At 73.5% G+C, this 20,561-nt stretch carries 21 protein-coding genes; 19 read left to right on the forward strand and 2 right to left on the reverse strand.

The window, feature by feature from the left end:
• Positions 1-55: 55 nt before the first annotated feature.
• Both ACH4ZA_RS20300 and ACH4ZA_RS20305 read right to left on the reverse strand, forming a co-directional pair.
• Positions 56-532, reverse strand: coding sequence for an FMN-binding protein (locus tag ACH4ZA_RS20300; protein ID WP_398430777.1), 477 nt, complete (start codon positions 530-532; stop codon positions 56-58).
• Between the two features lie 7 nt (positions 533-539).
• The gene (locus ACH4ZA_RS20305; RefSeq protein ID WP_398430779.1) at positions 540-1,892 is read right to left on the reverse strand and encodes a ferric reductase-like transmembrane domain-containing protein; all 1,353 of its coding nucleotides are present in this window, start codon (positions 1,890-1,892) and stop codon (positions 540-542) included.
• A gap of 325 nt (positions 1,893-2,217) precedes the next feature.
• Here ACH4ZA_RS20305 and ACH4ZA_RS20310 point away from each other — a divergent pair, with 325 nt between their 5' ends.
• The 19 genes from ACH4ZA_RS20310 (at position 2,218) to hypE (ending at position 20,561) form a co-directional block, all read left to right on the forward strand.
• Positions 2,218-2,967, forward strand: a complete 750-nt coding sequence (locus ACH4ZA_RS20310; RefSeq protein WP_398430780.1) for a response regulator transcription factor — start codon at positions 2,218-2,220, stop codon at positions 2,965-2,967.
• Between the two features lie 68 nt (positions 2,968-3,035).
• Complete coding sequence (locus ACH4ZA_RS20315) at positions 3,036-4,541, forward strand: sensor histidine kinase (protein ID WP_398430835.1); 1,506 nt, start codon at positions 3,036-3,038, stop codon at positions 4,539-4,541.
• Between the two features lie 132 nt (positions 4,542-4,673).
• Positions 4,674-4,997 carry a DUF6400 family protein gene (locus ACH4ZA_RS20320; protein WP_398430781.1) on the forward strand — a complete coding sequence of 108 codons (324 nt, stop codon included), beginning with the start codon at positions 4,674-4,676 and terminating at the stop codon, positions 4,995-4,997.
• The gene (locus ACH4ZA_RS20325) at positions 4,984-5,241 is read left to right on the forward strand and encodes a hypothetical protein (protein ID WP_150469777.1); all 258 of its coding nucleotides are present in this window, start codon (positions 4,984-4,986) and stop codon (positions 5,239-5,241) included. Before ACH4ZA_RS20320 ends, ACH4ZA_RS20325 begins: the two co-directional genes overlap by 14 nt.
• Before the next feature lie 182 nt (positions 5,242-5,423).
• Positions 5,424-7,205, forward strand: coding sequence for an enoyl-CoA hydratase-related protein (locus tag ACH4ZA_RS20330; RefSeq protein ID WP_398430782.1), 1,782 nt, complete (start codon positions 5,424-5,426; stop codon positions 7,203-7,205).
• Between the two features lie 121 nt (positions 7,206-7,326).
• On the forward strand, positions 7,327-8,415 hold the full coding sequence (locus tag ACH4ZA_RS20335; protein ID WP_398430783.1) for a hydrogenase expression protein HypE: 1,089 nt from the start codon (positions 7,327-7,329) through the stop codon (positions 8,413-8,415).
• 90 nt (positions 8,416-8,505) lie between these two features.
• Positions 8,506-10,290 (forward strand): nickel-dependent hydrogenase large subunit, encoded by a 1,785-nt coding sequence (locus ACH4ZA_RS20340; protein ID WP_398430785.1) that lies wholly within the window; start codon positions 8,506-8,508, stop codon positions 10,288-10,290.
• Positions 10,287-10,832 (forward strand): hypothetical protein, encoded by a 546-nt coding sequence (locus tag ACH4ZA_RS20345; protein ID WP_398430786.1) that lies wholly within the window; start codon positions 10,287-10,289, stop codon positions 10,830-10,832. The genes ACH4ZA_RS20340 and ACH4ZA_RS20345 overlap by 4 nt, the downstream gene beginning before the upstream one ends.
• Complete coding sequence (locus tag ACH4ZA_RS20350) at positions 10,829-11,491, forward strand: DUF5947 family protein (protein WP_398430788.1); 663 nt, start codon at positions 10,829-10,831, stop codon at positions 11,489-11,491. Before ACH4ZA_RS20345 ends, ACH4ZA_RS20350 begins: the two co-directional genes overlap by 4 nt.
• Entirely contained in the window at positions 11,488-12,183 is a 696-nt protein-coding gene (locus ACH4ZA_RS20355; RefSeq protein WP_398430789.1) for a DUF6084 family protein, read from the forward strand. The genes ACH4ZA_RS20350 and ACH4ZA_RS20355 overlap by 4 nt, the downstream gene beginning before the upstream one ends.
• On the forward strand, positions 12,180-13,640 hold the full coding sequence (locus tag ACH4ZA_RS20360; protein WP_398430791.1) for a hypothetical protein: 1,461 nt from the start codon (positions 12,180-12,182) through the stop codon (positions 13,638-13,640). The genes ACH4ZA_RS20355 and ACH4ZA_RS20360 overlap by 4 nt, the downstream gene beginning before the upstream one ends.
• Complete coding sequence (locus tag ACH4ZA_RS20365; protein WP_398430793.1) at positions 13,637-14,179, forward strand: hydrogenase maturation protease; 543 nt, start codon at positions 13,637-13,639, stop codon at positions 14,177-14,179. Before ACH4ZA_RS20360 ends, ACH4ZA_RS20365 begins: the two co-directional genes overlap by 4 nt.
• An 11-nt stretch (positions 14,180-14,190) precedes the next feature.
• Complete coding sequence (locus ACH4ZA_RS20370; protein WP_398430796.1) at positions 14,191-14,295, forward strand: DUF6893 family small protein; 105 nt, start codon at positions 14,191-14,193, stop codon at positions 14,293-14,295.
• A gap of 140 nt (positions 14,296-14,435) precedes the next feature.
• Positions 14,436-14,831 carry a hydrogenase maturation nickel metallochaperone HypA gene (locus ACH4ZA_RS20375; RefSeq protein WP_398430797.1) on the forward strand — a complete coding sequence of 132 codons (396 nt, stop codon included), beginning with the start codon at positions 14,436-14,438 and terminating at the stop codon, positions 14,829-14,831.
• A 3-nt stretch (positions 14,832-14,834) separates the two neighbouring features.
• Entirely contained in the window at positions 14,835-15,644 is an 810-nt protein-coding gene (gene hypB / locus ACH4ZA_RS20380) for a hydrogenase nickel incorporation protein HypB (protein ID WP_398430798.1), read from the forward strand.
• Positions 15,641-18,031: a carbamoyltransferase HypF gene (hypF, locus tag ACH4ZA_RS20385; RefSeq protein WP_398430799.1), complete on the forward strand. Its 2,391-nt coding sequence runs from the start codon at positions 15,641-15,643 to the stop codon at positions 18,029-18,031. The genes hypB and hypF overlap by 4 nt, the downstream gene beginning before the upstream one ends.
• 31 nt (positions 18,032-18,062) lie before the next feature.
• On the forward strand, positions 18,063-18,365 hold the full coding sequence (locus tag ACH4ZA_RS20390) for a HypC/HybG/HupF family hydrogenase formation chaperone (protein WP_398430800.1): 303 nt from the start codon (positions 18,063-18,065) through the stop codon (positions 18,363-18,365).
• The gene (gene hypD, locus ACH4ZA_RS20395; RefSeq protein ID WP_398430801.1) at positions 18,362-19,489 is read left to right on the forward strand and encodes a hydrogenase formation protein HypD; all 1,128 of its coding nucleotides are present in this window, start codon (positions 18,362-18,364) and stop codon (positions 19,487-19,489) included. The genes ACH4ZA_RS20390 and hypD overlap by 4 nt, the downstream gene beginning before the upstream one ends.
• Positions 19,482-20,561 (forward strand): hydrogenase expression/formation protein HypE, encoded by a 1,080-nt coding sequence (gene hypE / locus ACH4ZA_RS20400; RefSeq protein ID WP_398430803.1) that lies wholly within the window; start codon positions 19,482-19,484, stop codon positions 20,559-20,561. The genes hypD and hypE overlap by 8 nt, the downstream gene beginning before the upstream one ends.

The raw sequence follows: 20,561 nt of genomic DNA on the forward strand, positions 1-20,561 counted from the left end.
GCGGCCGGCGGTTCGACGCATCGGCGGCCGCGGTTCGCCCCGGTCGGCGCCCGGGTCAGGACCGGGTCGCGGAGTCCAGGGCCGACTGGAGGGACTGACGGTAGCCGTCGCTGGTGTACGTGGCTCCGGAGACCGTGTCGATGTCGGCGCTCTGGGCGGTGAGCGCCTCTCTGGTCAGCTGCGGGACGGCGTAGCCGTTGATCTGCCGGTCCCGGGGGTTGTCCTGGGGATAGGCGACCGCTGTGACGTCGGTGAGTCTCCCGTCCTTCAGCGTGATGCGGACCTGGACGGGCCCCCAGCGGGTCTGGACGGAATCACCGGTGAGCGTCCGGGTCCCCGTGGCGGTGGACCCGCCCGACCCGGGCGTCGCGCCCGACGTGCCGGAGCCGCCGTTCGGCGCGGAAAAGGCCGACCCGGCGACGCCGGGCGGGGTGTGCGGCTTGAGCGACAGCAGCAGCACCATCCCGGAGACGGTGGCCGCGCCCGCCAGCACGACGCGGCGCAGCGGGCGGTTCTTCCTCAACGTGTGCAAGACGGCCTCACAGCTCGAAGGACTCGTGGTGGATACGGCTGTCCGGGACCCCGGCCTCGCGCAGCGCGGCGTACAGGTCCTGCGCGAAGCCGTGCGGGCCGCACAGGTACACGTCGTGCGCGGCCAGGCCGGGCACGGCCGCGCACAGCGACCCGACGCCGAGGTCGGGGCGCCGGCCGTGCGGACCGTTGAGCGCGTAGAGCACCTTCGCCCCGCGCCACCGGGCGATCGCCTCCAGTTCGCCGCCCAGGGCGAGGTCCTCGGCCGAGCGGGCGCGGTAGAGGAGGGTGACGTCTCCGGGCAGCGTCTCGAACAGGGCCCGCAGGGGGGTGACGCCGACGCCGCCCGCGATCAGCAGGGACCTCCGCGCGCTCTGCCGGTCCGCGGTCAGCGCCCCGTACGGCCCCTCCGCCCACACCCGGGTGCCGGGCCGCAGCAGCGCCACGGCGGCGCTGTGGTCGCCGAGGGCCTTCACGGTGATGCGCAGCAGGTCCGGACGCGGCGGCGCCGACAGGGAGTACGGAGTGGACGTCCAGCGCATGCCCTCGGCGAGGAACCGCCAGCGCAGGAACTGCCCCGGCCGCGCGCCCGTCTCGTCGAGCCGTCGGCCGCGTACGACGACGGAGTACACGCCCGGCGCCTCGCGGTGCACCGAGTCGACCCGCAGCCGGTGCCGCAGGTTCAGCCGCACCGGGGCGAGGATCCTGAACCACACCACCAGGGCGGCGGCCCCCAGGTACAGCGCGTACCAGGCCGTCCGGGCGAAAGGACTGCCCACGAGGTCGGAGCCCAGGGCCAACTGGTGGCCGAAGGCGAGGAAGACCGCCGCGTACGTCAGCAGGTGCACGTAGTACCAGAACTCGTGACGCACCCGGTGGCGCACCGCGCGGGCCGAGACGATCCCGACCGCGAGGAGGACCACCGTCCCGGCGGTGGCCTTGAGCATCTCCGGGTAGTCCAGGACCACCGAGAGCGCCTCGTGCACCGGTGAGGAGCCGTCCTGGGCGGCGTACCCGAGCAGGATCAGCACGACGTGCGCCGCCAGCAGGCAGATCGTGTAGCGGCCCGCCATCGCGTGCCAGCGGGTCACCCGGTCCGTCCCGATCCGTCGTTCGAGCAGCGGCACGCGGGCCATCAGCCCCACCAGCACGGCACAGGCGTATCCGCACAGCAGGCCCGCGATCCGCCCGGCTCCCGTCAGCCACCCCGCGGCGCCCACGACCGACCCCGTGTCGTGCCACCACAGGGCGACCACACAGGCGGCCCCGCCCCACAGGACGGCGAGCACCGGGCCGGCGGCCGAGCGCCGTGCAGCGGGCGGCGCGGGGGCCCTCCCTCGTCGCGCGTACGCCGTCGTCATCCGTCGCTCCTTCTCCGGCCCTGCGGCCCTGTCTCCTCGGCCGTCCGGGAGCACACTGTGCCGACCCGACCTCTGAGCCGGCTCTGAACGCCGTGGGCGCGGGGGCGGTTCCGCAGCGGGGGGAAGGACAGCCCCGAAGCAGGGAGGAACTGCCGCCGGGCAGCGGGGGGAAGGGCGGCGCGGCCCTTCGACGCCGACCCGGCCGGGCGGCGGACCCGGACCGGATCCCGAGGGGACTCAGAGGGAACTCAGGGAGAACTCAGAGAGAACTCAGAGGTCGGGAGAGCGCCTCACGACGCCGCGAGCCCGCATCCTGGTACCTGAGATGAACACTTCCCGCCCCCGTGGCTACGGCCGCCCCGCGCTGACCCGGGCCGACGGCGCGCCGCTCAGGGTCCTCGTCGTCGACGACGATCCCGACCTCGCCGAGGTGCTCTCGGGCGCCCTGCGCTACGACGGCTGGGAGGTGCGCACGGCCGGCGACGGCGCTTCGGCGCTCGCGCGGGCGCGCGAGCTGCTGCCCGACGCCATCGTCCTCGACGTCATGCTCCCGGACACCGACGGCTTCGCCGTCCTGCGCTCGCTGCGCGCCGTGCGGCCCGACGTGTGCGTGCTGTTCCTGACCGCGCGCGACGCGGTGGAGGACCGCATCGCGGGCATCACGGCGGGCGGCGACGACTACGTGACGAAACCGTTCAGCCTGGAGGAGGTCGTCGCCCGGCTGCGCGGACTGCTGCGCCGGGCCGGCATGGCCCGGCAGACGGCGCAGGGGCCGCGGCTGACCGTCGGCGACCTGGAGATGGACGAGGAGGCCCGGGAGGTCACCCGCGACGGCGAGCGTGTCGAGCTGTCCCCGACGGAGTTCGAACTGCTGCGCTTCCTCATGCGCAACCCGCGACGGGTCCTGAGCAAGACGCAGATCCTCGACCGGGTGTGGTCCTACGACTTCGGCGGGCAGGCCCACGTCGTCGAGCTCTACATCTCCTATCTGCGCAAGAAGGTGGACGCCGGCCGCCCGCCCATGATCCACACGGTGCGGGGCGCCGGATACGTGCTCAAGCCGGTCGTCCGGTGACGACGCCCGGCCCGGGACGCGAAGGACGGCTCACAGGGCGTTCCCTCCGGAGCGCGGCGAGGCGGTCGCTGTCCCGTCTGCCCCGGCCGCACACGCTGCGGGCACGGCTCACCGTCGGCCTCGTCGTGCTGCTCGCGGTCAGTTGCGCGGCGGTCGGGGTGGCGGCCGTGGTGGAGCTGAACGGCTTCCTCACCGGCCGCCTCGACCAGCAGCTGCGCGATACGGGCGCACGGTTCCCGGCGAGCCTGGAGCACGGCGGGACCCGGCCCTCGGACCTTCCCCGGTCTCGAAAGGACTCGACCGCGGGGACCCCCACCGGCGACGAGGGGGGCGACGGGGACACCCGCCGGCAGCCCGTCGGGACCTTCGGAGCCCGGCTGGTCGGCGACACGGTCACCGACGCCGCGGTGGTGCGCGCCACGGGCGCGGGCGCGCGGGACGTCCCGCTCTCGGCCGCGGACCGGCGCACCCTCGCCTCGGTCCCGGCCGACGGCCGCGGCCACACCGTCGACCTCTCCGCCCTGGACGACTACCGTGTGCTGGCCGTCCCGGGCAGGGACGGCGACGTCCTGGTCACCGGACTGCCCACGGAGCCCGTCGAGGCCGCCGTCCACCGGCTGGAACTCGTCGCCGCGGTCGTCTTCGGCGTCGCGCTCGCCGTGGCGGGCTTCGCGGGCGCGCTGTGGGTGCGCTGGTCGCTACGGCCGCTCAGCAGGGTGGCCGCGACCGCCACCCACGTGAGCAGGCTGCCGCTGTCCAGCGGTGAGGTGGAGCTCTGGCCCCGCGCACCCGAGGCCGACCCGCGCGGTGAGGTGGGACGGGTCGCCGACGCCTTCAACACGATGCTCGGCCACGTCGAGGACGCGCTGACCGAACGGCACGCGAGCCAGGAGCGGCTGCGCAGTTTCGCCGCCGACGCCAGCCATGAGCTGCGCACGCCCGTGGCGTCGATCCGCGGGCACGCCGAGCTGGCTCTGCTGCATCCCGGGCCGGTGCCGCACAAGGTGGTGCGGGCCCTGGAGCGCATCGAGGCGGAGTCGGCCCGCATGGGCGAGATGGTCGACGATCTGCTGCTCCTGGCGCGCCTGGACGCGGGCCGGCCCCTGGAACGGCTGCCCGTGGACCTGACCCGCCTGGTCCTCGACGCAGTGACGGACGCACAGGCCGCGGGGCCCGGGCACCGCTGGACGCTGGAGCTGCCCGAGGAGCCGGTGACGGTGCCGGGGGACGCCCACCGGCTCCATCAGATGCTGGGCAACCTGCTGGCGAACGCCCGCCTCCACACCCCCGGCGGCAGCACGATCACCGTGTCGCTGGCGACCGACGACGCCACGGCGGTTCTCACGGTGCACGACGACGGTCCCGGCGTGGCCGCGGACGTCCGGCCCAGGGTCTTCGAGCGCTTCACCCACGGGGAGCGCCGCCGCACCGGGGGCGCGGACAGCGGCACGGGCGCCGGCCTCGGACTGTCGATCGTGGCGGCGGTGGCCGAGGCCCACGGAGGCGGCGTCGCCCTCGAGAGCGCCCCCGGTTCGACCGCGTTCACCGTGCGCATCCCCGCCGGCCCCGGGTGACCGGACACCGCCGCCCTCCGCAGACGCCTCTCCCGGTCTCCCGGCCCTGACGGCGGGTGCGAGCGGCGGCCGGCTGTGACTTCTCCCACCCGCTCTTGCCGGGGCGCGGAACGCTTGCCTACGTTCGGTCGCATGTCCTCCCATGGCGACGCTTTCCCCGCCGAACCCGACGAACCCGCGGAACCCGTCGAGGCGCGCGGGCCTGCCGCGGACCGGCCCGGCGCGTCCGCCCCGGTCGGCTGGGACATCGACCTCGGCTCCCACGAGATGCTCCGCCGCGCTCATGTGCTCGACGCCCTCGGCCCCGACTGGGACCCCCTCGCCGCACTGCGCGGCGAGGAAGCGGCGTACGAGCTGCTCTACTCGGGCCTCGACGCCGACCAGCAGCGGGTGTACGACGAGCTGGTCGCGGCCGGTGTCCTCCCGCCCAGAGGGGGCGGCCATGCTGCCGCTTGACCCGCAGGCCGACATCGGACGTCGCGCCTGGGTGGCCTGCCCGAACTGCGACGACCGCCGTGGCTGCGCCACCTGCGAGCAGGGGCGCACCTGCTCCGAGCACTGGCGCTACCTGCTCTCCCACGTCGGCAGCCTCCTCCACCTGCAGTGCCGGTCCTGCACGCACATCTGGACGCACGAGACGCACTTCGGCGCCACCCGTTCCCCGTGGGAGCGCATCACCAGCGGCCTGCGGCGACGCTGACCGCGGCCGCCCGCCGACCCGGCGGGCGGTGCGCCCGGCCCCGGCACGCGAGGCCGGACGGCGGATCGGTGTCGACTTTCGAGTGACCCCACCGTCTGTCGACGGGTACGGCGGACCCCTCCTGGCCGAGGATCGCGGTCGGCGGACACCCCTGCCTGCCGTTCTCCCGCCCGGAGGCAGCTGTGCACATCCTGCTCCTCGCCAGCGCGTTCAACAGTCTCACCCAGCGTGCCCACGCCGAACTGCGCGACCGCGGCCACACCGTGGCGGTGGAACTGGCCCTGCCCCACACCCCGTTGCCGCACCTCGTGCGGCGGCACGCACCCCGTCTCGTCGTCGCGCCGATGCTGAGGACGGCGATTCCGCAGGAGGTGTGGACGGCGTACACCTGCCTCGTCGTGCATCCGGGGCCCGTGGGCGACCGCGGACCGTCCTCCCTGGACTGGGCGATCCACGAGGGCGCCGACCGGTGGGGCGTCACCGTCCTGCAGGCCGACGGGGAGATGGACGCCGGTGACGTGTGGGCCTCGGAGCCGTGCCGGGTCCCGCCGGTGTCCAAGAGCGAGCTGTATCGGGGCGAGATCGCCGACGCCGCGCTGAAGGCCCTTCTGCTCGCGGTGGAACGCTTCGCCGGCGGAACGTACGTGCCGCGCCGGCAACCCGCGCCCGGCACGTCGGACGGCCGCCCGGGCACCCGGCCGTACCTCGACCAGAGCGTCCGGCGGATCGACTGGGCCACGGACTCCACCGAGGACGTCCTGCGCAGGCTCAGAGCGGCGGACTCCCAGCCCGGGGTGCTGGACACGCTGCTCGGCGACGAGTGGTACCTGCACGGGGGTCACCCGGAGAACGCGTTGCGCGGCCGCCCGGGCGAGCTGCTGGCCACCCGGGCCGGAGCGGTCTGCCGGGCCACCGCGGACGGCGCCGTGTGGCTCCCCGAACTGCGGCCCCGGCGCGGGCCCGGGCAGCCCGCCACGTTCCGGCTGCCGGCCGTGCAGGCCCTCGGCCACCGGCTCCCGGCGCTGCCCGAGCTCTCGCCGCCCCCGCTGCCCGACGCGGGCGCCGACACCTGGAGCGACATCCGCTACCGGGAGGACGGGAACGTCGGATTCCTGTCGTTCTCCTTCCCCGGCGGCGCCATGAGCACGCAGCAGTGCCGGCGCCTGCTGGACGCCTACCGGGAGGCGTGCACGCGGCCCACGGCCGTGCTGGTCCTGGGCGGCGAACGGGACTTCTTCTCCAACGGGATCCACCTCAACGTCATCGAGGCCGCGGCCGATCCGGCGGCCGAGTCCTGGGCGAACATCAACGCCATCGACGACCTGGTCGAAGCGGTCCTGACGACGACGGACCGGCTGGTGGTCGCGGCGGTCGCGGGCAACGCCGCCGCGGGCGGGGTGATGCTGGCCCTCGCCGCGGACGAGCTGTGGTGCCGCGCGGGCGCCGTGCTGAACCCCCACTACCGTCTGATGGGCCTGTACGGGTCGGAGTACTGGACGTACACCCTTCCGCGCAGGGTGGGGCACGCGACGGCCGACCGGCTCATGCGTGAGGCCCTGCCGGTGAGCTCGGCGGGCGCACTGCGCCTCGGCCTGGTCGACCGCGTCGTCGACTGCGGTCCGGACGCGTTCGCGCGGGAGGTCGGCGGCCTGGCGGCCCGCCTGGCGTCGGCTCCGGCGACGGCTGCCCGGATCACCGCGAAGAAGACGGAACTGGACCGGCTGCAGGCGGCCACGCCGCTCGCGGGCTTCCGCGAGCGGGAGCTGGCCCGGATGCGCCGCACCTTCGACGACCCGGACGCCTCCTACCACGCCCTGCGTCGCTCCTTCGTCCGCAAGGAGCGGCCGGCCGGCACCCCGCCGCACCTCGTGTCCGCCGCGGTTGCGCGGAACGCTCCCGTCCGCACTTCGGCCGCCGTCACCGGAACGGCCCACGAAGACATCTCGTCACGGCCGAACGGCTGATACGAAGAAACACGAAGAACGCGAAGAAAACGAAGAAGTGCGAATAAAAAGCCAGAAACGCGAAGAAACGTGATGGCCGGCATACAGGCCTTCATCCCTTACCTCCCCAGGAGGCGGTCCCATGACTGAGGTGACGCCGGGCACGGTCGGCGCCGCGGACGCGGACGGCGCGCCCGCCGACGAGACACCCACGATCCACATCCTCTGGATCAACGCGGGGTTGAGCTGCGACGGCGACTCGGTCGCGCTGACGGCCGCCATGCAGCCCAGCATCGAGGAGATCGTGCTCGGCGTGCTGCCGGGCCTCCCCAAGATCGCCGTCCACTGGCCGCTCATCGACTTCGAGTGCGGTCCGGTCGGCGGCTCGGACACGTTCATCGAGTGGTTCTTCAAGGGCGAGCGGGGCGAGATCGACCCGTTCGTCCTGGTCGTCGAGGGCTCCATCCCCAACGAGGCGATCAAGCCCGAGGGCTACTGGTGCGGCTTCGGCGACAACCCGGAGACCGGCCAGCCGATCACCACCAGCGAGTGGATCGACCGGCTCGCCCCGAAGGCCCTCGCGGTCGTCGCCATCGGCACCTGCGCCACGTACGGCGGCATCCACGCCATGGCGGGCAACCCGACCGGCGCCATGGGCGTGCCGGACTACCTCGGCTGGGACTGGAAGTCCCACGCCGGCATCCCCATCGTGTGCGTCCCGGGCTGTCCGATCCAGCCCGACAACTTCTCCGAGACGCTCACCTACCTGCTCTACCAGGCGGCCGGCTCCGCCCCGATGATCCCGCTGGACGACAAGCTGCGCCCCACCTGGCTGTTCGGGGCCACCGTGCACGAGGGCTGCGACCGCGCCGGCTACTACGAGCAGGGCCAGTTCGCGCTGTCGTACGACTCCCCGACCTGCCTGGTCAAGCTCGGCTGCTGGGGCCCGGTCGTCAAGTGCAACGTGCCCAAGCGGGGCTGGATGAACGGGATCGGCGGCTGCCCCAACGTGGGCGGCATCTGCATCGCCTGCACGATGCCGGGATTCCCCGACAAGTTCATGCCGTTCATGGACGAGCCGCCCGGCGCCAGGGTGTCGAGCGGCGCCAGCGGCGCGTACGGCGCCGTCGTCCGCACGCTGCGGTCGATCACCGCCAGGACCGTGGACAAGGAGCCCAAGTGGCGCCGCACCGGAGACCGGATCACCACCGGATACCGGCCCCCCTGGTGAGCGGCGGCCGTACGTAGTCCCCGCTCCCCGCTTCGTGCACCCCCCACCCCCCCCGTACCTCCCGCGCAACGAGAAGGGCACGGCACACAGATGGCACCGAAGACGAAGGCGGCCGGCGACGGCACCGGCCTGGTGGAGATGGCCTGGGACCCGATCACCCGGATCGTGGGCAGCCTGGGCATCCACACGAAGATCGACTTCAAGCAGAAGCGGGTCGCGGAGTGCTACAGCACCTCGTCGGTCTTCCGTGGCTACAGCGTCTTCATGCGCGGCAAGGACCCACGCGACGCGCACTTCATCACCAGCCGCATCTGCGGGATCTGCGGGGACAACCACGCCACGTGCTCGGTGTACGCGCAGAACATGGCGTACGGCGTCAAGCCCCCGCACCTCGCCGAGTGGATCATCAACCTCGGCGAGTCCGCGGAGTACATGTTCGACCACAACATCTTCCAGGAGAACCTGGTAGGGGTCGACTACTGCGAGAAGATGGTCAAGGAGACCAACCCCGGCGTCCTCGAACTCGCCGAACGCACCGAGGCCCCGCACGCCGCCGAGCACGGCTACCGCACGATCGCCGACATCATGCGCTCGCTCAACCCCCTGGAGGGCGAGTTCTACCGCGAGGCTCTCCAGGTCAGCCGCTACACGCGCGAGATGTTCTGCCTCATGGAGGGCCGCCATGTGCACCCCTCCACGCTCTACCCGGGCGGCGTCGGCACCATCGCCTCCGTACAGCTCTTCACGGACTACCTCAGCCGCCTGATGCGCTACGTGGAGTTCATGAAGCGCGTGGTGCCCCTGCACGACGACCTGTTCGACTTCTTCTACGAGGCGCTGCCCGGCTACGAGGAAGTGGGCCGGCGCCGCGTCCTGCTCGGCTGCTGGGGCGCGCTCAACGACCCCGAGCACTGCGACTTCACGTACGCCAACATGACCGACTGGGGACGGAAGATGTTCGTCACCCCGGGCGTGATCGTCGACGGCAAACTCGTCACCAACGACCTGACCGAGATCAACCTCGGCATCCGCATCCTGCTGGGCAGCTCCTACTACGAGGACTGGCAGGGGCAGGAGCAGTTCGTCACCCACGACCCGCTCGGCAACCCGGTGGACCCGCGCCACCCGTGGAACCAGCACACCATCCCCGCCCCGCAGAAGCGCGACTTCGACGACAAGTACAGCTGGGTCATGTCGCCGCGCTGGTTCGACGGCAAGGACCACCTCGCCCTGGACACCGGCGGCGGCCCCATCGCCCGCCTGTGGTCGACCGCCCTGTCCGGGCTCGTCGACATCGGGTACGTCAAGGCCACCGGCCACAGCGTGGTCATCAACCTGCCCCGCACCATGACCAAGCCGGAGACCACCTTCGAGTGGAAGATCCCGAAGTGGTCCAACGCCCTGGAACGCAACCGCGCCCGCACCTACTTCCAGGCGTACGCCGCCGCCGTCGCGCTGCACTGCGCGGAGAAGGGCCTGGCGGAGGTCCGGGCCGGACGCACCCAGACCTGGGAGAAGTTCGAGGTCCCCGACGAGGGCATCGGCGTCGGCTTCACCGAGGCCGTCCGGGGCGTCCTGTCCCACCACATGGTGATCCGCGACGGCAAGATCGCCAACTACCACCCGTACCCGCCCACCCCGTGGAACGCCAGCACCAGGGACACCTTCGGCACCCCCGGCCCCTATGAGGACGCCGTGCAGAACACGCCCATCTTCGAGGAGAACACCCCGGAGAACTTCAAGGGCATCGACATCATGCGCGCCGTCCGCAGCTTCGACCCCTGTCTGCCCTGCGGCGTCCACATGTACGTCGGCGGCGGCAAGACCGTGAAATCGATGCACGTGCCCACCGGCCTGAGCGGACTGGGCGGATGAGCGCGGCGACGACGGCGGCGAAGCCGGTGAACGCGGAGCAGACCGGACGACGTGTCGAGGAGGTGCTGGAGCGGCTGACCGCGAGCGGCGACCCTGCCGCCTCCGCGGCCGCGGAGGAACTGGTGCGGTCCCTCATGGACTTCTACGGCGCCGGACTGGCCCGCATCCTCCACCTGCTGGCCGGCGCCCCGGGCGCCCCCGACGGTCCGGTGGCACGGCTGCTCGGCGACGAGCTGGTCGCGAGCCTGCTCGTCCTGCACGACCTGCACCCCGAGGACCGCGACACCCGCATCGCCCGCGCCCTCGAAAGCGTCCGCGAACACGACCTGGAGGTCGTGGACTTCGACGAGCGCAGCGGCGCCCTGTCGCTGCGGGCCCGGGAGGCCGGCGGCTGCGGATGCGGCTCCGGAGGCGATGCCCGGCAGGCCGCCGAGGCCGCCCTCGCCTGCTTCGCACCGGAGGTCACGGCCGTCGACGTGCAGAGCGCGCCCGCGGGCCCCACGCTGCTGCAGATCGGCACCGCCCCGACGGGAGCCCGATGACCGCGTCCCCGGCGACGCGCCCGCCCGGCCTGCGGAGGTTCGTCACCGAACGGGCCCCGCAGCCCGAACGGTGCGAGCTGTGCGCCGTGCAGGTCCCGGCCGGCCACCGCCACCTGGTCGACACCGAGAAACGCGCCCTCGTCTGCGCCTGCGCCCCCTGCGGGCTGCTGATGGAGCAGCCGGGGGCCGCCGCGGGCCGCTTCCGCACGGTTCCGGACCGCTACCTCGCCGACCCCGCACACCACCTCGACGACAGCGCGTGGGACGCCCTGCAGATCCCGGTCGGCGTCGCCTTCCTCTTCCGCAACGCGGCACTGGACCGGCTGGTCGCCCTCTACCCGAGCCCGGCCGGGGCCACCGAGAGCGAACTCGACCCCGCCACCTGGACGGACGTCCTCGGCGGCAGCCGCCTCGCCGCGCTGCTCGAACCCGACGTGGAGGCGCTGCTGCTGCGCCGCACCGACGACGGCTGCGCGTGCCACCTCGTCCCCATCGACGTCTGCTACGAACTCGTCGGCCGCATGCGGCTGCTGTGGCAGGGCTTCGACGGCGGCGCCGAGGCCCGCGCCGCTCTGGAGGCGTTCTTCGCGGACGTCGCCCGCCGCGCCCGTCCGGTGGACGAGGCGGAGCGCCCGGCGGAGAAGGCGGTGCGGCCGTGACCGAGTTCTCCTTCGCCTGCACCGGCGTGCGCGCCGACCGCTTCGCAGCCGGACCCACCCTGGTCTTCCGGCTGCGGGTCACCGCCGCGGCCGGCGCGCGGGTGCACGCCCTCGCGCTGCGCTGCCAGATCCGCATCGAACCGGCCCGCCGGACCTACGGGGCGGCCGAGGCCGACGGCCTGTCGGACCTCTTCGGCGAGCGCTCCCGCTGGGGCAGCACGCTCCAGCCGGTGCAGTTCGCCCAGGTCGCGCTCATGGTCCCGAGTTTCACCGGAGAGATCGAGACCGACCTCGTGGTGCCCTGCACGTACGACATGGACATCGCCGCGACGCGCTACCTCAGCGCCCTCGCCGACGGCGAGGTCCCGCTGCTGATGCTGTTCTCCGGCACGGCCTTCACCGGGGACGGCGGCTTCCGGGTCGAGCCGGTGCCCTGGGACCGGGAGGCGACGTACCGCATGCCGGTCGCCGCCTGGCGGGACATGGTCGAGCAGCACTTCCCCGGCTGCGGCTGGATCCGGCTGCCGCGCGCCACCATGGACGCCCTGCTCGCCTACCGCTCCCGGCACGCCCTGACCTCCTGGGAGGCGACCCTCAAAGCCCTCCTCGACGACGAAGCCGGCACCGCAGGGCCGCCCGCGAGCGACCCGTTCCGCGCGCTCACCGGCAGCACCGTAAGGACGGACCCGTGACCGTGACCACCTTCGCGCCCGAGACGGAGGAACGGTTCGCCCTCGCCCGGCAGGTGGCCGACGCCGTCCTCTTCGAGGGCTACGTGCTCTACCCGTACCGCGCCTCCGCCGCGAAGAACCGGCTGCGCTGGCAGTTCGGGGTGCTGGTGCCGCCCGGCTGGGGCGCGGAGTGCGAGGAGCACGACTTCCAGCACACCGAATGCCTGATGGAACCGAAGGCGGGCGCGACGCTCTCCGTCGAGGCGCGCTTCCTGCACGCCCGACGGCGCACGGTGCAGCGCGTCCGCCCCGACGGCGGTTTCGAGACGGTGCCCGAACTCCGCCTCGACGACCGGGTCCTGGTGCCCTGGGACGAGGGGAGCGAGGAGCGGGTCGAGGTCGTCGCGTCGGTGGACGAACTCCTCGGGGACGGCGTCACGCACCCCTTCCGCCGCCCCGCCCGCGAGGACGCCGAACCGGTCCTGGACGCGGCCGGCCGCACCGTGGGCCGGCTGGTGCGGCGGTGCGAGGAGATCAGCGGGACGATCCGGCTGTCGGCCCGCGAACTCGACGGCCCCTACCGGGCCGTGCGTCTGACGGCCGTCGTCGAGAACACCAGCGAGTGGACGCCCTGCGAGAGCCGCGGCGCGGGCCGGGACGCGGCGCTGCCGCGGTCCCTGGTGGCCACCCACCTCCTCATGGCGCTGAGCGCCGGATCGTTCCTGTCGATGACCGATCCCCCCGAGTGGGCCAAGGGCGCGGTCGCCGCCTGCCGCAACCTGCACACCTGGCCCGTGCTGGCCGGCGAACCGGGCCGCGCCGACCTCGTGCTGTCCTCGCCGATCATCCTCGAGGACCATCCGGCCATCGCGCCGGAGAGCCCCGGCGCGCTCTACGACGCCACCGAGATCGACGAGATCCTCGCGCTGCGCACCGCGGCCCTCACCGACGAGGAGAAGCGGGAGGCCCGGGGCACCGACGAGCGGGCGGCCGCGGTGATCGAGCTGGCGGACTCGATGCCGCCCGAGGTCCTGGAGCGTCTGCACGGCGCGGTGCGCAGTCTGCGCGAGGTCACCGCCCCGGGCCCCACCGTCGCGGGCCGAGCCGCCGCGGACCCCGCCGCCGCACAGCCGGGATTCCCCGACGAGCACGGCGTGCCGCGGCCGGACACGCCCTGGTGGGACCCCGCGAGCGAGGCCGGCTTCGATCCCGCGCGGGACCGCGTGCTCGTCGACGGCCGGCCGGTGGGCAAGGGCAGCCGCGTCGCGCTGCGGCCGGGCCTGCGCCGCACCGACGCGCAGGACATCTTCCTGCGGGACCGCACGGCGACGGTCGAGGCGGTCCTGCACGACGTCGACGGCGGCGTGCACCTGGCGGTCACGGTCGACGGCGACCCGGGCGCCGACATCCGCCGCGAGCAGGGGCGGTTCCTGTACTTCCAGCCCGACGAGGTCGCACTCCTGGAGGCAGACGGATGACTCCCTCCGCACCGCCGGCTCCCCGGACCCTCGTCGCCGGCATCGGCAACGTCTTCCTCGGCGACGACGGCTTCGGCGTGGAGACCGTCCGCAGGCTCGCCGCACGCGACCTGCCCGCCCACACCGAGGTCGTGGACATCGGCGTCCGGGGGATGCACCTCGCCTACCAGCTGCTGGACGGCTACGACACCCTCGTCCTCGTGGACGCCACGGCCCGCGGCGAAGCCCCGGGCACCCTGTACGTCCTCGAGCACGATTTCGGCGACGGGACGCCTTCCCCCGCCGCCGCGATGGACGGCCACCGGATGACCCCCGACGCCGTCCTGGCGCTGCTGGCCACCCTCTGCGCCGGAACCGGCACGCAGCCGCCGCGCCGCGTCCTGGTGGTCGGCTGCGAACCGGCCTCGGTGGAGGAGGGCATCGGTCTCGGCGCACCGGTCGCCGACGCCGTGCCGCGCGCCGTCCGGCTGATCGAGGAACTGCTGTGGAACAGCGAGCCGTCCGCGGCACAGACCCCGCCCGCGCAGGTTTCGACATGAGGAGAGACGGGATGAAGAAGATCGTCATCGGTGGAGCGGCCCTGGCGGCCGTGGCCGCCGTCTTCGCCGAGGTGTTCCCCGACATCAGGCGCTACCTGAGAATCCGGCGCATGTGACCTGTGGCGCCCCGGTGCGCCGTGCGGTTGCGTCGAACGGCGTACCCGCGAAGCCCGCGACGGCGTGCCGGGCCCTGCCACCCGGCCGGGCACGCCTCTAATGAAGCCCGGCGGAGGCAGCCTGCGAAAGGACGGAAGACATGCACGAGATGTCCGTCGCGCTGGCCGTCGTCGACCAGGTGGCCGAGGCCGCCGGCCGGTCCGCAGGCGTCACCGCCGTGCGATCCGTACGGCTCCAGGTGGGCGAACTGGCCGGCGTCGTACCGGACGCCCTCGCCTTCTCCTTCGAGCTGGCCTGCGCCGGAACCGTGCTGGAAGGCGCCGAACTGATCACCGAAGCGGTGCCGGGGCGGGCCCGATGCACGCCCTGTGCGCACGAATGGGCCGTCGGCATGCCGCCCCGGCTGACCTGCCCCGCATGCGGCGCGACGCACACCGAGCTGCTCGCCGGCCGGGAGCTGCAGATCGTCGACGTGCACTGGGAGGACGGCACCCCGCACGCGTCCCCCCGCGAACCGATCTCCGAGGAGCGCTGAACCATGTGCCGTGTCGTCGACCTGCGGCAGGCCGTACTCGCGAAGAACGACGCGAGCGCCGACGCACTGCGCGCCCGCCTCGCCGCCCGCCGAACGGCCGTCGTCAACCTGATGTCCAGTCCGGGCAGCGGCAAGACCGCGCTGCTGGAGCAGGAACTGCTGCGGGCACGGGAGCGGTCCGTGCCCGTCGCCGCGCTGAGCGCCGATCTCGCCACCGAGAACGACGCGGTCCGCCTGGCGCGTTCGGGCGTTCCCGTGAAGCAGGTGCTCACCGACGGTCTGTGCCATCTGGAGGCGGGAATGCTCGCCGGGCACCTCGACGGATGGCTGCCCGACGACACCCGGCTGCTGTTCGTGGAGAACGTCGGCAACCTGGTCTGCCCGGCCTCCTACGACCTGGGGGAGACGCTCAGGGTCACGCTCGCCTCCGTGACGGAGGGCGAGGACAAGCCGCTCAAGTACCCCACCGCCTTCGGCCTCGCCCACCTCGTCGTGCTCACCAAGACCGACATCGCGCAGGCCGTCGAGTTCGACGAGCTCGCGTTCCGCGCGAACGTGGAACAGGTCAACCCCGGAGTCGAGGTGATCCTGACCTCCGCACGCCGAGGGCAGGGGATCGGCGCGCTGCTCGACCGGGCCATGGCGGCCGCGGACGGCGAGCAGGTCCACACGCCCGTGATGGCCCGGCCGCCGCAGCACCACGGTCACGTCCACGACGGTCTCTCCCACGCGCACCACGACCACGCCCACGCGCACGACGGGCGCCACCCGGCCCCGGAGGCCGAGGGCGCCATGGCCCACACCCACCCGTGAGCGGTCCGCAGGCCACGGCCGCCCTCCTCGGGGACGGCCCGCTGCGACGCCGGGTGACCGTCCGGGGCGTCGTGCAGGGCGTGGGCTTCCGGCCCTACCTGTACGGCCTCGCCACCGAACTCGCCCTCGCCGGGCATGTGACCAACACACCCGAGGGCGTCGTCGTGGAGGTCGAGGGCGCCGCCCCGGCCGTGGCCCGGTTCTGCGACCTGATCGCCGCCCAGGCGCCCCCGCTGGCCCGCGTCGAGTCCGTGCGGCACCGGGACGTGCCGCCCGCGGGCGACACCGCCTTCACCATCCTCGCCTCCCGCGCCGACGGGCCGGCCCGCACCCTGGTCTCCCCGGACGCCGCCACCTGCGCCGACTGCCTCGCCGAGCTGGCCGACCCGGCCGACCGGCGGTACCGCCACCCCTTCGTGAACTGCACCCACTGCGGCCCGCGCTTCACGATCGTCACCGGCGTGCCCTACGACCGGTCCCACACCACCATGGCCGGCTTCCCGATGTGCCCCGACTGCGCCCGGGAATACGCGGACCCCGCCGACCGCAGGTTCCACGCGCAGCCGGTCGCCTGCCCGGCGTGCGGGCCGCGTCTGCGGCTGGTCCTCGGCCGGGCGGCGGGGCCGGGCGCGGGGGAGACGGCGGACCCGGTCGCCGTGGCGCGCGCCCTGCTGACGGGGGGTGCGATCCTCGCCGTGAAGGGCCTGGGCGGCTACCACCTGGCCTGCGACGCCACGAACGGGACGGCGGTGGCCCTCCTGCGGCGCCGGAAGGCGCGCGGCGACAAGCCGTTCGCCGTCATGGCCAGGGCGGCCGACGACGTCCGTCACCTCGTCCGGCTCGGAGCCGGGGAGCGCGCCCTGGCCGAGAGCCCGGCCAGGCCGGTCGTCCTGATGCGGCGGCTCCCGCAGCCGTCGTACGCCGACGGGGCCCCGCGCCCCGCCGACGCCGTCGCGCCCGGCAGCCCGGACCTCGGCGTGATGCTGCCGTACACACCCCTGCACCATCTGCTGCTCGGCCTGCCCGGCGACGGGGACGGCCCCCGGCTGCTCGTCATGACCAGCGGCAACGTGTCCGGCGAGCCGATCGTCACCGACGACGACGAGGCGCTGGACCGGCTCGCGCACCTGGCCGACGCCTGGCTCACGCACGACCGGCCGATCCACGTCCCGTGCGACGACTCCGTGGTCCGCCTCTGCGACGGCGAGCCGCTGGTGATCCGCCGCTCCCGCGGTTACGCGCCCCTGCCGGTGCCCCTCCCGCTGCCGGTGCGGCCCGCGCTCGCGGTCGGCGGAGACCTGAAGAACACGTTCTGCCTGGGAGCGGGCCGTCGCGCCTGGCTGTCGGCCCACATCGGCGACATGGACGACATCGCCACCCAGCGGGCCTTCGGCCGCGCGGTGGCGCAGTTGCGGTGCATCACGGGCGTGCGGCCCGAGACCCTGGCCTGCGACCGGCACCCGGGCTACCGGTCCGCCCGGTGGGCCGACCTGAACGCGGCACACAGGCCGGTCGTACGCGTCCAGCACCATCACGCGCACATCGCCGCCGCCATGGCCGAGCACGGGCTGGACGGCGCCCGCGCGGTGATCGGCGTCGCCTTCGACGGCACCGGGCACGGCGACGACGGCGCCGTGTGGGGCGGGGAGTTCCTGCTCGCGGACTACGACGGCTTCACACGGTTCGCGCACCTCGCCTACGTCCCGCTGCCCGGAGGCGACGCCGCGGTGCGCCGCCCGTACCGGATGGCGCTGGCACATCTGAGGGCGGCCGGGATCGGCTGGTCCGCGGACCTCGCCTGCACGGCTGCCTGCCCGACCGACGAACTCCCGCTCCTGGAGCGGCAGTTGGAGCGAGGGCTGAACTGCGTCCCCACGTCCAGCATGGGCCGGCTCTTCGACGCGGTGTCCTCACTCGCCGGGGTGTGCCACCGGGCCGGGTACGAGGCGCAGGCCGCCGTCGAGCTGGAGGGGGCGGCCGCGCGCGCCCCCGCCGGGGACGCGACCGCCTACGCCTTCGCCCTGCACACGCCGCGGGAGGACGTCGACGGCGCGCTGCGCGCCGATCCGGCACCCGTGCTCGCGGCGATCGTCGGCGACCTGCGCGCGGGCGTCGCGCCCGGCGTCGTCGCGGCGCGCTTCCACCGGGCCGTGACCGCCCTCGTGCACCGGGTCTGCGTCCGGGCGCGTGAGCGGCGGGGGCTGGACACGGTGGCCCTGACGGGAGGCGTGTTCGCCAACACGCTCCTGTCCTCGGCCTGTGCCGCCGTCCTGCGCGAGGACGGCTTCACCGTCCTTCGGCACCGACTGGTGCCGCCTGGCGACGGCGGCCTGGCGCTGGGCCAGCTGATGGTGGCCGCCCGGCACACTCCCCGTCCCACCGACTGACCGAACGCGCGACCACAGCGAGGAGAGGCCCATGTGCCTGGCGGTACCCGGCAAAGTGCTGGACATCGAGGAACGCGACGGCACCCGGATGGCCACCGTCGACTTCGGCGGCGTGGTCAAGGAGGTGTGCCTGGAGTACCTGCCCGATCTGCGGGTCGGCGAGTACGCCATCGTCCACGTGGGATTCGCCCTGCAACGCCTGGACGAGGAGTCGGCGCGGCAGACGCTCGAACTCTTCGCCGAACTGGGCCTGCTGCAGGAGGAGTTCGGCGATCCCTGGGAGACGGCGGCGAAGGAGGCGGGCGAGACGGCCGTCGAAGAGGTGCGCGGGTGAAGTACATCGACGAGTTCCAGGACCCCGAGCTCGCGCGTCGGCTGCTGGACGACATCCACGCCACGGTGACCAGGCCGTGGGCCCTGATGGAGGTGTGCGGAGGGCAGACGCACAGCATCATCCGGCACGGCATCGACCAACTCCTGCCGAAGGAGATCGAGTTGATCCACGGGCCGGGATGCCCGGTGTGCGTCACCCCCCTGGAGGTCATCGACAAGGCCCTGGAGATCGCCTCCCGGCCGGAGGTGATCTTCTGTTCCTTCGGCGACATGCTGCGCGTGCCGGGCACGGGACGGGACCTGTTCCAGGTCCGGGGCGAGGGCGGTGACGTACGCGTCGTCTACTCGCCGCTCGACGCGCTGCGCGTCGCCCGGCAGAACCCGGACCGACAGGTCGTGTTCTTCGGCATCGGCTTCGAGACGACGGCGCCGCCCAACGCCATGACGGTCCATCAGGCCCGGAAGCTGGGCATCCGGAACTTCAGCATGCTGGTGTCGCATGTCCGGGTGCCGCCGGCCATCGAGGCGATCATGTCGTCGCCGAGCTGCCGCGTGCAGGGCTTTCTCGCGGCGGGGCACGTCTGCAGCGTGATGGGCATGGAGGAGTATCCACAGCTGGCGGAGCGCTTCCGCGTGCCGATCGTCGTCACGGGCTTCGAGCCCCTGGACATCCTCGAAGGGGTGCGCCGGGCCGTCCGCCAGCTGGAACGCGGCGAGCACACCGTCGACAACGCCTACGCGCGCGCGGTGCGCCCGGAGGGCAACCCCGCCGCCCGCGCCATGCTGGAGGACGTCTTCGAGGTCACCGACCGCGCCTGGCGCGGCATCGGGGTGATCCCCGGCAGCGGCTGGCGGCTCTCGCCGAAGTACCGCGACCACGACGCCGAGCACCGCTTCCCGGTCGACGGCATCCGCACCGAGGAACCCGCCGCGTGCCGCAGCGGAGAGGTTCTGCAGGGACTGCTCAAGCCGCACGAGTGCGAGGCCTTCGGCACCGTGTGCACCCCCCGCACCCCCCTGGGGGCGACCATGGTCTCCAGCGAGGGCGCCTGCGCCGCGTACTACCTCTACCGGCGGCTCGACATGCCCGCCGGCCAGGCCAGGGAGGCGACCCCCGTTGTCTGACATCACCGCTGCCCCCGCCGGCGCCCTGGACATCGAGGCGTGGACGTGTCCGGCGCCCCTGCGCGACCGGCCGCGCGTCGTGATGGGCCACGGCGGCGGCGGAGCCCTGTCCGCCGAACTGGTCCAGCAGATCTTCGCGCCCGCCTACGGCGGCGAGGTGCTCGCCCAGATGGGGGATGCCGCCGTCCTCGCCCTGGGCGGCGCCCGGCTGGCGTTCTCCACCGACTCCTACGTGGTGCGGCCGCTGTTCTTCCCCGGCGGCAGCATCGGCGACCTGGCGGTCAACGGCACCGTCAACGACCTCGCCATGAGCGGCGCCCGGGCCGCCTACCTCTCCTGCGGATTCATCCTGGAGGAGGGTGTCGAGCTGGACGTGGTCACGCGGGTGGCCGAGGCGCTGGGCGCGGCCGCGCGCACCGCCGGAGTGCAGGTGGCGACCGGTGACACCAAGGTGGTGGAGGCAGGTCACGGCGACGGCGTCTTCATCAACACCGCGGGCATCGGTCTCGTCCCGGCGGGCGTCGACCTGCGTCCGCAGCGGGTCGTACCCGGAGACGTCGTGATCGTCAGCGGCGCCGTCGGCGTCCACGGAGTGGCGATCATGAGCGTGCGCGAGGGCCTGGAGTTCGGCGTGGAGATCAAGAGCGACTGCGCGGCGCTCGGCGGTCTGGTCGACGCCATGCTCGCGGTCACCCCGGATCTGCACGTCCTGCGCGATCCCACCCGGGGCGGCCTCGCGGCAGCGCTCAACGAGATCGCGGCGGCCTCCGGCGCCGGGGTGGTCATCCGGGAACGCGACGTCCCCGTCCCGCCGGCCGTGGCCAATGCCTGCGCCGTTCTCGGGCTGGACCCCCTGTACATCGCCAACGAGGGCAAACTCGTGGCCTTCGTCCCGCGCGAGCACGCCGACGCCGTTCTCGAGGCGATGCGGGCCCATCCGCTGGGCGCGGACGCGGTGATCATCGGCGAGGCCGTCGAGGAGCATCCCGGCATGGTGGTGACCCGGACCGGCCTCGGGGGAACGCGCGTCGTCGACCTGCCGATCGGTGAGCAACTGCCGCGCATCTGCTGA

Origin of the sequence: Streptomyces sp. NPDC020597, from assembly GCF_044335095.1 — a bacterium.
Lineage (GTDB): Bacteria > Actinomycetota > Actinomycetes > Streptomycetales > Streptomycetaceae > Streptomyces.